11 protein-coding genes, 8 tRNA genes and 1 pseudogene are annotated in these 13,121 nt (G+C 38.6%); 16 read left to right on the forward strand and 4 right to left on the reverse strand.

All coding sequences use genetic code 11. From position 1 onward, the window contains the following. Window positions 1-645 carry a hypothetical protein gene (locus tag AC1M83_RS08945; RefSeq protein WP_228143102.1) on the reverse strand — a complete coding sequence of 215 codons (645 nt, stop codon included), beginning with the start codon at window positions 643-645 and terminating at the stop codon, window positions 1-3. Between the two features lie 276 nt (window positions 646-921). Between AC1M83_RS08945 and pilG the strand changes: the two genes are divergently transcribed. The 5 genes and pseudogenes from pilG to AC1M83_RS08970 all read left to right on the forward strand — a co-directional run bounded on the left by pilG (window position 922) and on the right by AC1M83_RS08970 (window position 7,972). Beyond that, the gene (gene pilG, locus AC1M83_RS08950; RefSeq protein ID WP_035269072.1) at window positions 922-1,308 is read left to right on the forward strand and encodes a twitching motility response regulator PilG; all 387 of its coding nucleotides are present in this window, start codon (window positions 922-924) and stop codon (window positions 1,306-1,308) included. Between the two features lie 18 nt (window positions 1,309-1,326). Then, window positions 1,327-1,701 (forward strand): response regulator, encoded by a 375-nt coding sequence (locus tag AC1M83_RS08955; RefSeq protein WP_035269071.1) that lies wholly within the window; start codon window positions 1,327-1,329, stop codon window positions 1,699-1,701. After that, window positions 1,698-2,252: a chemotaxis protein CheW gene (locus AC1M83_RS08960; protein ID WP_092766974.1), complete on the forward strand. Its 555-nt coding sequence runs from the start codon at window positions 1,698-1,700 to the stop codon at window positions 2,250-2,252. The genes AC1M83_RS08955 and AC1M83_RS08960 overlap by 4 nt, the downstream gene beginning before the upstream one ends. A 529-nt stretch (window positions 2,253-2,781) precedes the next feature. Further along, window positions 2,782-3,906: pseudogene (locus tag AC1M83_RS08965) on the forward strand (methyl-accepting chemotaxis protein); the annotation flags it as partial. 7 nt (window positions 3,907-3,913) lie between these two features. Beyond that, a complete protein-coding gene (locus AC1M83_RS08970) occupies window positions 3,914-7,972 on the forward strand; it encodes a hybrid sensor histidine kinase/response regulator (RefSeq protein ID WP_481590486.1) in 4,059 nt (1,352 codons plus the stop codon). Window positions 7,973-8,044: 72 nt separating this feature from the next. Here AC1M83_RS08970 and dapE read toward each other — a convergent pair whose 3' ends face one another. From dapE to AC1M83_RS08985, 3 genes are all read right to left on the reverse strand, one after another. Next, window positions 8,045-9,178 carry a succinyl-diaminopimelate desuccinylase gene (dapE, locus tag AC1M83_RS08975; RefSeq protein WP_481590487.1) on the reverse strand — a complete coding sequence of 378 codons (1,134 nt, stop codon included), beginning with the start codon at window positions 9,176-9,178 and terminating at the stop codon, window positions 8,045-8,047. 138 nt (window positions 9,179-9,316) lie between these two features. Further along, on the reverse strand, window positions 9,317-9,469 hold the full coding sequence (locus AC1M83_RS08980; RefSeq protein ID WP_092766976.1) for an entericidin A/B family lipoprotein: 153 nt from the start codon (window positions 9,467-9,469) through the stop codon (window positions 9,317-9,319). A 126-nt stretch (window positions 9,470-9,595) separates the two neighbouring features. Further along, complete coding sequence (locus AC1M83_RS08985) at window positions 9,596-10,444, reverse strand: DUF1853 family protein (protein ID WP_035269060.1); 849 nt, start codon at window positions 10,442-10,444, stop codon at window positions 9,596-9,598. 96 nt (window positions 10,445-10,540) lie between these two features. On the opposite strand from AC1M83_RS08985, the gene AC1M83_RS08990 reads away from it, so the two are divergent. From AC1M83_RS08990 to AC1M83_RS09040, 11 genes are all read left to right on the forward strand, one after another. Further along, window positions 10,541-10,909: a YbaN family protein gene (locus tag AC1M83_RS08990; protein ID WP_035269059.1), complete on the forward strand. Its 369-nt coding sequence runs from the start codon at window positions 10,541-10,543 to the stop codon at window positions 10,907-10,909. Between the two features lie 36 nt (window positions 10,910-10,945). Beyond that, entirely contained in the window at window positions 10,946-11,473 is a 528-nt protein-coding gene (gene elsL / locus AC1M83_RS08995; RefSeq protein ID WP_481590488.1) for a cell wall-recycling L,D-carboxypeptidase ElsL, read from the forward strand. Between the two features lie 212 nt (window positions 11,474-11,685). Further along, a tRNA-Val gene (locus AC1M83_RS09000) sits at window positions 11,686-11,761 on the forward strand. Between the two features lie 22 nt (window positions 11,762-11,783). Beyond that, a tRNA-Asp gene (locus AC1M83_RS09005) sits at window positions 11,784-11,860 on the forward strand. A gap of 49 nt (window positions 11,861-11,909) precedes the next feature. Beyond that, window positions 11,910-11,986: transfer RNA gene (locus AC1M83_RS09010), tRNA-Asp, on the forward strand. Window positions 11,987-12,008: 22 nt separating this feature from the next. After that, window positions 12,009-12,084, forward strand: a tRNA-Val gene (locus tag AC1M83_RS09015). A gap of 13 nt (window positions 12,085-12,097) precedes the next feature. Beyond that, window positions 12,098-12,174: transfer RNA gene (locus tag AC1M83_RS09020), tRNA-Asp, on the forward strand. Between the two features lie 23 nt (window positions 12,175-12,197). Further along, window positions 12,198-12,273: transfer RNA gene (locus AC1M83_RS09025), tRNA-Val, on the forward strand. Between the two features lie 51 nt (window positions 12,274-12,324). Then, window positions 12,325-12,401 (forward strand) — tRNA-Asp (locus AC1M83_RS09030). 92 nt (window positions 12,402-12,493) lie between these two features. After that, window positions 12,494-12,569, forward strand: a tRNA-Val gene (locus AC1M83_RS09035). 76 nt (window positions 12,570-12,645) lie between these two features. Further along, a complete protein-coding gene (locus AC1M83_RS09040) occupies window positions 12,646-13,116 on the forward strand; it encodes a DUF2750 domain-containing protein (RefSeq protein ID WP_035268330.1) in 471 nt (156 codons plus the stop codon). Window positions 13,117-13,121: the final 5 nt, after the last annotated feature.

Raw genomic sequence — 13,121 nt, forward strand, 5'->3', positions numbered from 1 at the left:
TTATTCAAGAGTTTTTAAGCGCTTGATAATATTGTCGTATTGTGACTGAGTATTTCGATAGTTTGTTTGTAAAGATTCAATATTTTTTTGGATATTACTCATATTCTGCGCATTATAAGTGATTCGATCTTGTAAGTTTTTAGGGACAGGATTCCCTTTTTTGATATAGGTCTGTTCCTGCTTTTTAAACAATATTCGATCTTGCTCCAGTTGTTGGTACTGTTGTTTTTGAAAGGTGATTTGTTTGTTGATGTTTTTCAACATATCATCACGTTTGTTCGCAGCCACTTTACTAGAACCATAAGCACGTTTTAAGCGTAGATCTTGTTCATGTTGTTTGGCTTGTTGCGTACGTACACCACTTTGTTGCTGTTCTTTATCGGCATCATAAGGTCGATTTTTTTTAATCACTTGCATATTACGGTCAAGTGCTTCATAACCGTGACGAATATGCTCTGGTGTTACCGAACTACTAATATTAGCTACGCCATTTTTATCATAATAACGATACCAAGACGGTTTGGTCACTGTGGTATTAGCAATTGCTTCACTGATACATAAACCAAATGTCATCATGATCACTAAGAATGTTTTATGATGAAGATGCTTTAACCCAATTCTTGATTTGTGCGAAAGATTAAACATTGGAATTGGTCCCCGTGATATCAATTCAATTTTTTAATTTTTGCTTTTAATAACAAGCATTTTATGTGGTTTTGGTAAATTTATAAATATAAACCGTTAAATAATTTACGCTTAATCTGATTCACCCTTAAATTCTATGAAGCTTTGTGACACAATCTCTCCGCGAGTACTCAACTGCATTGAAAATCAATGTAATGTTATGTTAGAAAATAATGGTTATTCTCTAAATTAAGCGTTTCATTTTTCTTTAAATCTCATCTCAGGAAGGATCATTCAATGGATGATAATCTGCAAAATATTAAAGTGATGGTCATTGATGATTCAAAAACGATTCGTCGGACCGCAGAAACTTTATTACAGCGTGAAGGATATGACGTTGTAACTGCAGTAGATGGATTTGAAGCATTATCTAAAATTGCTGAAACTCGACCTGATATTATTTTTGTAGATATTATGATGCCGCGTTTAGATGGGTATCAAACGTGCGCATTGTTAAAAAACTCACAAAATTTCCAACATATTCCAGTGGTCATGTTATCCAGTAAAGATGGGATGTTTGATCAGGCAAAAGGACGAGTTGTTGGATCTGATGAATACCTCACGAAACCATTCAGTAAAGATGAGCTATTGAATGCGATTCGTAAACTTGTCGCTTCACGTTAAGTACTGGGAAAACAAAATATGACACGTATCTTAGTGGTAGATGACTCTCCAACAGAAATGTTTAGATTTAAAGAAATTCTGTCCAAAAATGGCTATGAAGTGCTAGAAGCAACCAATGGTGCAGATGGTGTTACCTTAGCGCAAGCAGAGCAACCAGATCTTGTACTTATGGATGTGGTGATGCCTGGTGTGAATGGATTTCAAGCGACGCGGCAAATTGCAAGAGCTGATGTAACGAAGCATATTCCAGTTGTCATTGTCAGTACCAAAGATCAGGATACGGATCGAATTTGGGGCAAAAGACAAGGCGCTGTCGACTACCTGATCAAACCTGTAGATGAATCAAGATTACTTGATGTCATTCAGCAATATTTAAATACAGGCACAGCATGATCATTCAAGATGAAAGTGATCAACAACACTGGTTAACGCAAGCCAGTAATGCTAATTCGGCTCAAGCAAATGAGTACCGTGATGTGCAAAATCAGGACCTCTGGTCTGGTGTATGTTTTAAAGTTGAGCAGCAGCAATTTATTACCCCACTTGGTGATATTGCGGAGGTTAGCCCTTTACTGAGCATTACCTCATTACCACTTACGCCGCCGTGGTATTTAGGTTTAGCGAATTTGCGAGGTCGAGTACTGTCCGTATTAGATCTAAAGCAATTTGCTTTGAGTAAATCAACACAATTACACGCTAATGTTAAAATTTTATGTTTTAACGTGGGGCAAGACTGTGTTGGATTGCTTGTGGATGAAGTCCTTGGTGTAAAACATTATAAGAATAATACCTATAGCACCAGTTCGGATTTGATCGCAGAACCATATAGATCGTTTTGCCAAGGTTATTTTCTCGATCATTCAACACCTGTAGCTGTGCTGATGATGAGTCTGCTATATGAGCATGATCGTCTAAAGCACATGTTCACATCAAATTCAATTTAATGTGTAGTCAGCAATAGTTTTTTGGGGGAGCTGAGTGAGTTTACGGTTAAAAAAGACCAGTCGGAATGTGAATGATTCAGATTCCAACACACAGGGATGGAAAGCTTCACTTAAGTTAAAACTTGAACAGTTTTCAGAGCTGTTTGGGCAATCTGCCCAAACGAAGTCTTATTTAATCATGGCTATTATTAGCCTCGTTTGTGCTTTTCTGATTTTATTGTTTCTTATGTTTAATCTCCCACGCACGGTGGAGCAAAGTCGTGGGGTGGGGGAACTGAAATATCTCAATCAAATGATGATTATTCAGACTCAACAGTTTGAGGATAATCCTACAGATTACACATTACAGATTCTCAAAAACTCTCAGCTTATTTTTAGTTCACAACTTGAAAATGTAAAATCAGTTTATTTTTATAGTCCAGCTTTAAATGAAGTAGATCGACTGTGGTTAGAGTCTCAAAGCAATATCACGGAATCTCAGTTACAAAAAATTCAAGTTGCTCTCAATGAAATTCGCACAGGTTCGACGTGGTTACTGATTTTACTGTCACTTTTATTGTTGATTAGTTTATCGAGCTTCACCTTTGCAGTGATTAAACTTTTTATTTTAAGAAGCCAAGAAGATCGTTTGCGTTTAATGGAACTAGTGGATAAAGATAAGAAAAATCAAACCGCGATTTATCGACTTTTAGATGAAATTGGTGATTTAGCTGAAGGCGATTTGACCAAATATGCTGCGGTTTCTGCAGATTTTACGGGGACAATCGCGGATTCAATTAATGTAGCGATAGATCATTTGCGTGATTTGGTGATGAGAATTAATCAGGCTTCTCAACAAGTTACCCAATATATTCATCAAACTCAGCACATGAGTTCACAATTGGCGCAATCTTCAGAGCTGCAAGCTCGTGAAATCCAAAATACATCGCTCGCCATTCATGACATGGCGGACTCAATTGATCACGTTTATGAAAATGCAGCGCAATCTGCAAAAGTTGCTCAGCGCGCTGTACTTATCGCAGCGAAGGGTGGGGAAGTGGTTGAACGATCAATAGATGGAATGGATCAAATACGAGGGCAGATTCAAGAAACATCTAAAAAAATTAAAAGGCTGGGTGAATCTACCCAAGAGATTGGAAACTTTGTTGCAACCATTGAAGACATTGCAGGGCAAACGCATCTGTTGGCTTTAAATGCAGCCATTCAAGCCGCAATGGCAGGCGATGCTGGACGAGGTTTCGCTAGTGTTGCTGATGAGGTGCAGCGTTTAGCTGAACGTTCAACTGCTGCGACCAAACATATTGAGATATTGGTAAAAAATATTCAATTAGATACGCATGAGGCCGTTCGCTCTATGGAGCAAACAACTTCTGAGGTGGTTAAGGGGACTGGACTTGCTCAAGATGCAGGAGCAGCACTTGCAGATATTCAGTTGATTTCAAAACAGTTGGCTCAACTGATTGCGAATATTTCAGCATCCTCAAAAGTTCAGTCAGCTGCTGCGGGTCAAATTGCGAAAACAATGTCGCTTGTGCAAGATGTCACACGAGAAAATCATGCTTCAACCTTAGATACTGCACAATCGATAGCAGAACTCACTCAAATGGCTGATTCTTTAAGGAAATCAGTTGCAAACTTCAAATTACCTGAGTGATTGAGCCATGAAAAATAATAATCCTAATAAAATACAATTATATCTTTCAGAAGCACTCTATCGTGCATATGTCGATATGCAGCTTCCTCAGGATGAATCAAATTTTGAAGATGAGGAGCTTATTACCACCTTTGCTGAAGAGCTTAAGGAATTACTTCTAGAAATATCAGAAAATTTTCAAGTCTTATCGAATGATTTAGAACAGGTAAATATTTGGCAAGCTTTGCGCCGTAATTTTCATACCTTAAAGGGTTCGGGTCGAATGCTTGGACTCAACTCAGTTTCTGAGCTTGCATGGACTGTTGAGACAATACTAAATACTAGGCTTGATCAGCAACGTTCATGGAGTCAAATGGTCCTTGAGTATGTTGAGCTGATCTCTCGTATATATCGCTACATTATTGTGCCTAGTTTAACAGTTAAACAAGCGATTCAATTAGATGTTAAACCTCTATTGCTTTTAGGTCGGCAATTAGAACATTCAAATACCATAGATCAATCATTGCATCCTTTGTTGGCGATCAACGCTCATCTCACACAGCTAGATCTAGATTTCAGGATTGAATGTCATTGTTTGAATGACTCAAATTCACTCTCAGCAGCAGCCACAATTGAGAATACTCAAATATGGGATAACGAGGTTCTGCAAAGTTTTTATGCTGAAGCTTCAGAACAATTGAAATCCCTGCAAGATATGTTGGATAAATCCAATCAACAATTTCAGGTGGATACGCTTGCACGTGTTGTCCATTCTCTCAGGGGGAGTTCTGCAATTGTTGGACTTGAGCAAATTGAAGTATTGAGTCAGTCATTCGAAAAAATAATACAACGTAATCCATTTCTTGATACCAACAATAAAGAATTGCAAGCGCTCACAACGCAGTATATTGATTTAATCCAGTATTACTTAGAAAGCTTGCAAACAACAGGTGACAACGTAACGAGACAACAACAGTTTCAGGCATTAGAGCATACTTTTTTAATCGCATTGAGAGACTTCTCAGAACAGATTACACAGAACGATCCAAATCTTGATCCGCAAGAGTTACTCAAGAAAATTGTAGATTTGGGTGTAGAAGATGTTTTTCTTATCGATACCTTTGTACAAGATGGTATTTCTAACCTCGTTAGCTCTACACGTGCTACTGAACGTTCGAGCTTACTGAGTCAACAACTCAGTTCAATTGCTAAATTTGCCATTAAAGTTGATTTTGATCTCCTTCGAAAAATTTCAGAAATTTTGAGTTCAATTCACTCCAACATTGCAAGAGAACCGAATTCAATTGCCTACTCAAATGTCCACCGAGTTTTACAACAAGGGCATGAAAAACTCTTAGAAATATTTGATGAACTTGCTATAGGTCAATTGGCTCAAAATAATGAGGCTTCTCAGCAACTATTAGATGATTTAAAACAACTTAATCATGAATACTTCAGTTTTTCCAATCAATCGAATTGTAGTGGTACTATAGAGCAGGAGAGCGAAGTATCTGCTCGATCCTTAGATGAAACAATTCTGACATTACTCAATATAGATTACGCACTCAAAGATTCAGCGAAAGCAAAACAGGGCTTAGATCGCGAAGTAAGTGGTTTTTTTGTCGAGGAAGCGGAAGAAATTTTGTCTCAAATCGAAGACTTGTTCAATACATGGTTAGAGTATCAAGAAGATGCTACGTGTATCCAAAAAATTATGCGGCAACTGCACACGTTGAAAGGTGGTGCATACATGTTGCAAGCAGATTACTTTGCAAATCTAATCCATGAGCTTGAATCTGTATATCTTCAACTCATTTCAGAGCAACACATTGATATAAAAAGTTTCATTATTTTGATTAAAGCCTTACAGCATGATTTGGTACGGCGTGTCAAAATCATTAAAACTGAGTCTGTTGATTATCCGATAGAACAGGCATTAAGGCTTATTCAGGGTTTAATTGAGCTTGGACATTTAAATCTTAAGGGTGGTGACTCGAAGCTGAACTTAGTACATTCGATGCAAAATGATATCACTCACCACATGTCTTCAGATTTTAGTATTCATTCAACTTTATCAGCGGACCTTGAAACCAATTTAAGTGATTTAGTCACTACGCATAATAATTCATCAAAGTTTGACTCTTCTTCCATTCAGCAAAACTCACATCAGACTGAACCATCTAACGCTAAGGAGAGTGTTTTACCGCCTCCAATGAGTGGTAATTTGCAAAAGTTTGTGCAATCTGCCGTAGCGAACGAGACACTTTCAGTCTCTACTGCTGTAATTGAAGCAACCCTTAATTTGATTGGGGAGGATTTGATTCAACGTTCGCAAGTCGAAGTAGAATTAAAATCATATCGGTCAAATTTGGTAGAAATGGATCAAACCATTCAGCGCCTTACTTCACAATTGAGACGGATGGAAGGGGAATTAGAATCCCAAATTTTATTACAACGTAGATCACATAATTCCGCCGAGCATGGATTTGATCCCTTAGAAATGGATCAATATTCATCACTTAATCAACTCTCAAAATCAATATCAGAGTCAACATCAGACTTGTTAGATATCAGAAACACTCTGCACGAAAAGCTTCAGTCTGCAGAAAGTATATTGATTCAGCAGGCAAGAATACAAAACAACATCCAACACTCGTTGATGCGTACTCGTGTCGTGCCATTCAAGACGATACAAATGCGTCTTGAACGCTTATGCAAGCAACTTTCGATGAATCTGAATAAATCTGTTCAGTTACAGATTGAACATGCAGACATCGAATTAGATCGTAGTATTCTTGAAAAGTTGATCACCTCACTTGAGCATATTCTGCGTAATGCGATTGATCACGGAATTGAGTCAGCAGAACAGCGGTTGAAATTAAATAAACCTGAACAAGCAGTCATGCAACTGACACTGGTGAATCATCACAATGAGCTGAGTATTTTGATCAAGGATGATGGTCGAGGAATTGATTCACAAGAGATTAAGCAAAAAGCTGTTGAATTTGGTTGGCTCAATACTGAACGGGAATATTCTGAAACTGAACTATTACAATTGATTTTTAGACCTGGCTTTACCACTGCTGCAAAATTAACAACGGTTTCAGGACGTGGTGTCGGTTTAGATGTCGTAAAAAGTGAAATACAGGCACTGGGTGGGCATGTTCATGTTACTTCGGAAAGAGGACAAGGAACTTGTTTTGAAATCAGAATTCCTAAATCTTCAATTATTACTGAAGCGTTGATGGTAAAAGTTGCAGATCAATTCTTTGCCTTACCGTTACATCAAATACAACGTGTTGAAATGATCGATAGACATGATTTAAATCATGCGAAACAACAGAGTCAGTTGTTGAGGGTGCATGAAGCAAGTTATCAATTAAACGATTTGGCTGACTTCGTGTTGTTAAATCAAAATATAAAAAGAAACTCACCATATTCAGAAACCCAAAAAGTTCCAGTGATTTTGGTGAATATGCACCAGTCTCAACCTGTGGCTTTATTCGTTGATGAAGTCTTAGGAACTAATTCACAAATTATTGTGAAACAGACTGGGAGGCTGATCCATCAAATTGATTATCTCAGCGGTGTAACCATTATGGGCAGTGGAGAAATTTGCCCAATTTTAAATGTAAATCGTGTGGTTCAATATCTCACTCAGCAGGATTGGTCTGTACATCCAGAGTCGAAGCTCTCAAATTTAAAACATGACAATGAGGCACCTACGATTTTAGTGGTTGATGATTCGGTCACAGTTCGAAAAGTGACATCTAAACTACTTGAGCGTTATGGTTACCAGATTGTCACAGCTACAGATGGCATTGAAGCACTTGAATATTTACAGCATTCAACACCTGCCTTAATGTTAATTGATGTTGAAATGCCAAGAATGGATGGTTTTGAAGTGATGCAATGGCTGAGAAATCAACCACATTTGCAGAACTTACCTGTGGTTATGATCACTTCACGAGTGGGGGATAAGCATAAACAACATGCTCTTGAACTTGGTGTATCGGCTTATATGGGTAAACCTTTCCAAGAAGCAGTGTTGATTGAGCAGATCAATCAGCTTTTAAAACAGGATTGAAGTATTTTAAGCCAATTAAAAAAGGATGCATTTGCATCCTTTTTTATATTTCATTGCTGTTAAATTTTAATGTTATGCCAATAGCTCAATTAAGATTTTTTCATAAATTTCAGCCAAAGGTTCCAAATGTGCGATTTCAACATGCTCATTAATCTGGTGGATCGTGGCATTAAGTACTCCCAGTTCGAGTACCTGAGCTCCAGTGGGTGCGATAAAGCGACCATCTGATGTACCACCACTGGTTGATAATTCTGTTGTCGTGCCAGTCACATCCAAAATCGCTTTTTTGGCAGCATTGACGAGCTCTCCAACAGGGGTAAGGAATGGTAAACCTGATAGTGTCCACTCGATATCATACTCAACGCCGTGGCGATCTAAAATTTCATGTGTACGTGCTTTTAATTCATCAGCAGTAACTTCTGTAGAATAACGGAAGTTAAATAACAAGTTCATCGTGCCAGGCACAACATTGGTTGCACCTGTTCCAGCAGAAATATTCGAGATTTGGAAAGATGTTGCAGGAAAATACTCATTGCCTTGATCCCATTCTGTCTCACACAATTCAGCAATTGCTTTTGAGGCTGTATGAATTGGGTTAATTGCCAAATGTGGATAGGCCACATGCCCTTGCTTACCTTTCACTATTAAATTGGCGTTGAGAGACCCACGACGGCCATTTTTAACAATGTCACCTAAAGTATTCGTACTTGACGGTTCACCGACCAAACACCATGTCATTTTTTCTTGGCGTTCTTCTAAAGTTTCTACAACTTTCACTGTTCCATTGATAGATGGACCTTCTTCATCTGAAGTGATCAAAAAAGCAATCGAACCTTTGTGGTCTGGATGCTTGGCAACAAAACGTTCAGAGGCAATTACCATGGCTGCCAACGCCGTTTTCATATCTGCACTGCCACGCCCGTATAACTTTCCATCTCTAATTTCTGGGGCGAATGGATCGGAGTTCCACGCTTCTAGATTGCCTGTAGGAACAACATCAGTATGACCCGCAAAACAAAACACAGGTGATTCAGTCCCGCGACGAGCCCATAAGTTATCTACATCTTCAAAACGCATATTTTCAATGTTAAAACCAATCTTTGATAATCGATCAGCCATAATATTTTGACAGTTATGATCGACAGGGGTCACTGAAGGTTGGCGAAGTAATTGTAAGCTTAAAGCGAGTGTTGCAGACTGGGTCATGGAGAGAAATCGAATTGGTCAAAGTTGATCTATCATAAAGTATGTTGAATTTGATGCAAAATATTAATCATTCAAGGAAATCAAATTTAAATAAAAAAAGCCCTATTAAAAAATAGGGCTTTTAGCTTCAACTTCGAATTAGTTGTTACGAATTTCGTTTGAAGTTTTTTCAGCAGTATTTGTTACAGTTTCCCCAGCTTTTGAAACGTCTTGTCCAAAACCTTTGAATGTATTACAACCAGTTAATACAAATGCAACTACGAATGAAGCGGCTAATACTTTTTTCATCATTATCTCCAATGATTGTAAATTATTTTGATGCTTAATCAGAATAAAAATTAATCATTTAGAAGAATATGAGAGTTTTATTATCAGAATGTTATTAATTGTATTCGATACATTTTTTTATTACACGAACTACACGTAAGGGAGCTTTAAAGCTGGTTGACGGTACATATAAAACTGATTTGTTTGTACATTGTGATAAAGCCCATTGCTCCACCAATGTGCTTCATTTGAAGTCTGACTTGCATTCGGACAAATCCATTCCTGTCTTTCCAGTCGATAAAAAGATGATCGTAATTGATGTCCCCATGTGCCTATACGACGATGTGGGCTGACCCAGTTAGGTAAGGTTTGAAGTTCGGTATGATACGGAAAGTAGAGTTGACCTTTCATCACCGCAATTTTTCGATCAATTTTATAAGTATTGGCTTGAGTAAATTGAAATTGCTTTTGCGTAAAATGATTGAGCTTTCTAAATAGAGTGTCGCTTCGATTTAATCCGTACCAATGTTGAAGTTGAAAGTCTTGTTCTGCTAAATAAAATTTCAGTGCAACTTCCCATTGTTCAATTTCTTGGGTGTGATGATTTAATATCACAAAGTCAATTTCACCCAAAGTATGGCGGCCGTCAATGATTTGAACACTGTGATCTAACAGCGAAAAATCAGCTTGATCGCGTTGATCATCTTGCAGCCAGAACCACATTAAATATTCAAAGCGCAAACCTAGACGCGTACTTTTAAGTTGCTGAATAAAATCAATCAGCTCTTGTGGGTTTTGATCTAGATCATGCAGTCTGGAGATATATTTTTCGTACTGAGTTTGCCAAAATTGTTCATGGTGCAATTCAAAAGGATGAACGATCGTTAATTCTTTAGGCGCAAAACGAATAATATTAGGACTTGCGATGACAAAAGCCAGTTGACGTACAATTGTATGATGAAAGTTCTGCCATGGCTCATAAAAATCAGATTGCACCATTACTCCAACTAGAATTCAAAATTGAAAATAAATTTACAATCAGACACTACCACAAAAGCATATATACTAGTGAGATTCAACTGAATGAGTTGCGGTATGAAAATCGTGTTTTGGCGGAGCTTGGTCATTATTTTTGTGACTCTAGGTTTTATTGGTGCGCTATTGCCAGGATTGCCAACCACAGTCTTTTTAATTCTTGCCGCATGGGCTGCTTCAAAAGGTTGGCCACAGGTTGATGATTGGCTACTCAATCATCCTAAATATGGACCAACACTGCGAAATTGGCGTGAGCATGGCACGGTTCCACGCAAAGCAAAATGGCTCGCCTCGATGATGATGTTGATCAGCGGTATTCTTATGCTTTATACCAATGCTCCTGATTTAGTAAAAATTTTTACGAATCTCACCATGCTAATTGTCGCGATTTGGTTGTGGTTAAGACCTGAATCAAAAAATATTGTTTAAATAAATGATTAAAAATAATTTAACGCTGAGTTTTGTATGAACCCAAATCTTGAAAGTTATACCCTAAGTCAGGCGGATATCCTGATTGATATGGCGAAACAAGTTCTATATGTACCACGTATGAAAAAAAGCTATTTGGTGTCTACTGGATTGAACGGTATAGGTGAACAGGAAAATTCAGGTAAAACACCAAGAGGATGGCATCGCATTGAACAAAAAATTGGCGATGACCACCCAATCAATGCTGTTTTTAAAGCACGTATTTGGACTGGGGAGATCTATGATGTGGAACTTGGTGAGCAATTTCCAGAACGTGACTGGATTCTAACTCGAATTCTTTGGTTAGCAGGTTTAGAACCTGGTTTTAATCAAGGGGAGGATTGTGATACCTATAATCGATATATCTATATTCATGGTACGCCAGAGTCAGAACCTTTAGGTATTCCTAAATCACATGGATGTATTCGAATGCACAGTGCAGATGTCATTGAGCTATTTGATATATTGGACGAAGGCGCTTTAGTCTATATTTCAGAACAAGAGATCCAATTGGATCAAATTTAAATCAGAATCGTAAAATGTGTTGTGATAAAAACTTTGAATAAAAATAAAAACATATCTCTAATCAGGCAAATAATAGACAAAAAAGCGATTTTTCAAGAGAAATGATCTATTTTTTAATCATTCAAACTGAAAAACTGAGAAACCTGTAGAAAAGCGTTTGACAGTATCTGAGGATTCTCTATAATGCACCACACAAACGATGAAGTCGTAAAGGGCGCTTAGCTCAGTTGGTAGAGCGTCTGCCTTACAAGCAGAATGTCGGCGGTTCGATCCCGTCAGCGCCCACCAAGCCTTTACGTTAAGTTTTAGTGCAGCGGTAGTTCAGTTGGTTAGAATATCGGCCTGTCACGCCGAGGGTCGCGGGTTCGAGTCCCGTCCGCTGCGCCACTTTAAACTTAATAGATTGTTTGTACTTTAATAGAGATATTACATAAGTGCAGCGGTAGTTCAGTTGGTTAGAATATCGGCCTGTCACGCCGAGGGTCGCGGGTTCGAGTCCCGTCCGCTGCGCCATTTTATGTAATGACCTTATTAAGGGCGCTTAGCTCAGTTGGTAGAGCGTCTGCCTTACAAGCAGAATGTCGGCGGTTCGATCCCGTCAGCGCCCACCAGATTTTTTGTGATGCAGCGGTAGTTCAGTTGGTTAGAATATCGGCCTGTCACGCCGAGGGTCGCGGGTTCGAGTCCCGTCCGCTGCGCCATCCTAAAAATCAAAGCCTAATAAGGGCGCTTAGCTCAGTTGGTAGAGCGTCTGCCTTACAAGCAGAATGTCGGCGGTTCGATCCCGTCAGCGCCCACCATATTCAAGCTGCAAAGCTTATATGACCCTAATTGCGTAAGCAGTTGCCGTTGCAGCGGTAGTTCAGTTGGTTAGAATATCGGCCTGTCACGCCGAGGGTCGCGGGTTCGAGTCCCGTCCGCTGCGCCATTTTCTAGATCCCTTGTCTAGATATAATGGTTTAAATCAGCAAGATTTCTTTCTTGCATCTTAAAAATAGCGGTGCTATTTTTATTCCTCAAGGGCGCTTAGCTCAGTTGGTAGAGCGTCTGCCTTACAAGCAGAATGTCGGCGGTTCGATCCCGTCAGCGCCCACCATATTCTTTCTATAAAAAGTCTTTTAAGTTTCTATAATTTATATAAAATATGATGAATTCATGTTTATAATAGAATTATGAGAAATCCATACCAGCGTAAGCCTTCAAGTACCTCTATTGCCTCTACAGTTGTCTCTCCAAAAGAACAATACCAACAATTTATGGAAACAATTGTCGCTCAGGCTAAAGTTTATAGTTTATATAATGATGGTTGGGCATTGTGCTCCACTCCATCTGGTCAGCGCACGCTTGCTGTTTGGCAAAGTAAAGGAATGGCACAATTATTGGTTCGTGATAAGTGGGAAAAATATCATGTGGAGGAAATCCAACTGATACCATTTATTGAACAAGTTGTTCCTTATATTCGACAACATAATACTCACTTGTCACTGAACTTGATGCCAGAAGGTCAAAATGTTTTGGTATCGGGGCGACAATTTCTAATTGACCTAAAAGCTTATCTATACCAGTTATCGATCGATCAACCTGAAAAATTAAATAGAGAAGGGGTTCCTTCTCCTCGAAAAATCCGAATACATGATAAATAAAAAAT

Source organism: Acinetobacter sp. 25-47-130 (genome assembly GCF_056779705.1).

Coding starts and splice junctions, on each gene's coding strand:
- AC1M83_RS08945 (WP_228143102.1), bottom strand. CDS start 645: ATGTTTAATCTTTCGCACAAATCAAGAATTGGGTTAAAGCATCTTCAT.
- pilG (WP_035269072.1), top strand. CDS start 922: ATGGATGATAATCTGCAAAATATTAAAGTGATGGTCATTGATGATTCA.
- AC1M83_RS08955 (WP_035269071.1), top strand. CDS start 1,327: ATGACACGTATCTTAGTGGTAGATGACTCTCCAACAGAAATGTTTAGA.
- AC1M83_RS08960 (WP_092766974.1), top strand. CDS start 1,698: ATGATCATTCAAGATGAAAGTGATCAACAACACTGGTTAACGCAAGCC.
- AC1M83_RS08970 (WP_481590486.1), top strand. CDS start 3,914: ATGAAAAATAATAATCCTAATAAAATACAATTATATCTTTCAGAAGCA.
- dapE (WP_481590487.1), bottom strand. CDS start 9,178: ATGACCCAGTCTGCAACACTCGCTTTAAGCTTACAATTACTTCGCCAA.
- AC1M83_RS08980 (WP_092766976.1), bottom strand. CDS start 9,469: ATGATGAAAAAAGTATTAGCCGCTTCATTCGTAGTTGCATTTGTATTA.
- AC1M83_RS08985 (WP_035269060.1), bottom strand. CDS start 10,444: ATGGTGCAATCTGATTTTTATGAGCCATGGCAGAACTTTCATCATACA.
- AC1M83_RS08990 (WP_035269059.1), top strand. CDS start 10,541: ATGAAAATCGTGTTTTGGCGGAGCTTGGTCATTATTTTTGTGACTCTA.
- elsL (WP_481590488.1), top strand. CDS start 10,946: ATGAACCCAAATCTTGAAAGTTATACCCTAAGTCAGGCGGATATCCTG.
- AC1M83_RS09040 (WP_035268330.1), top strand. CDS start 12,646: ATGAGAAATCCATACCAGCGTAAGCCTTCAAGTACCTCTATTGCCTCT.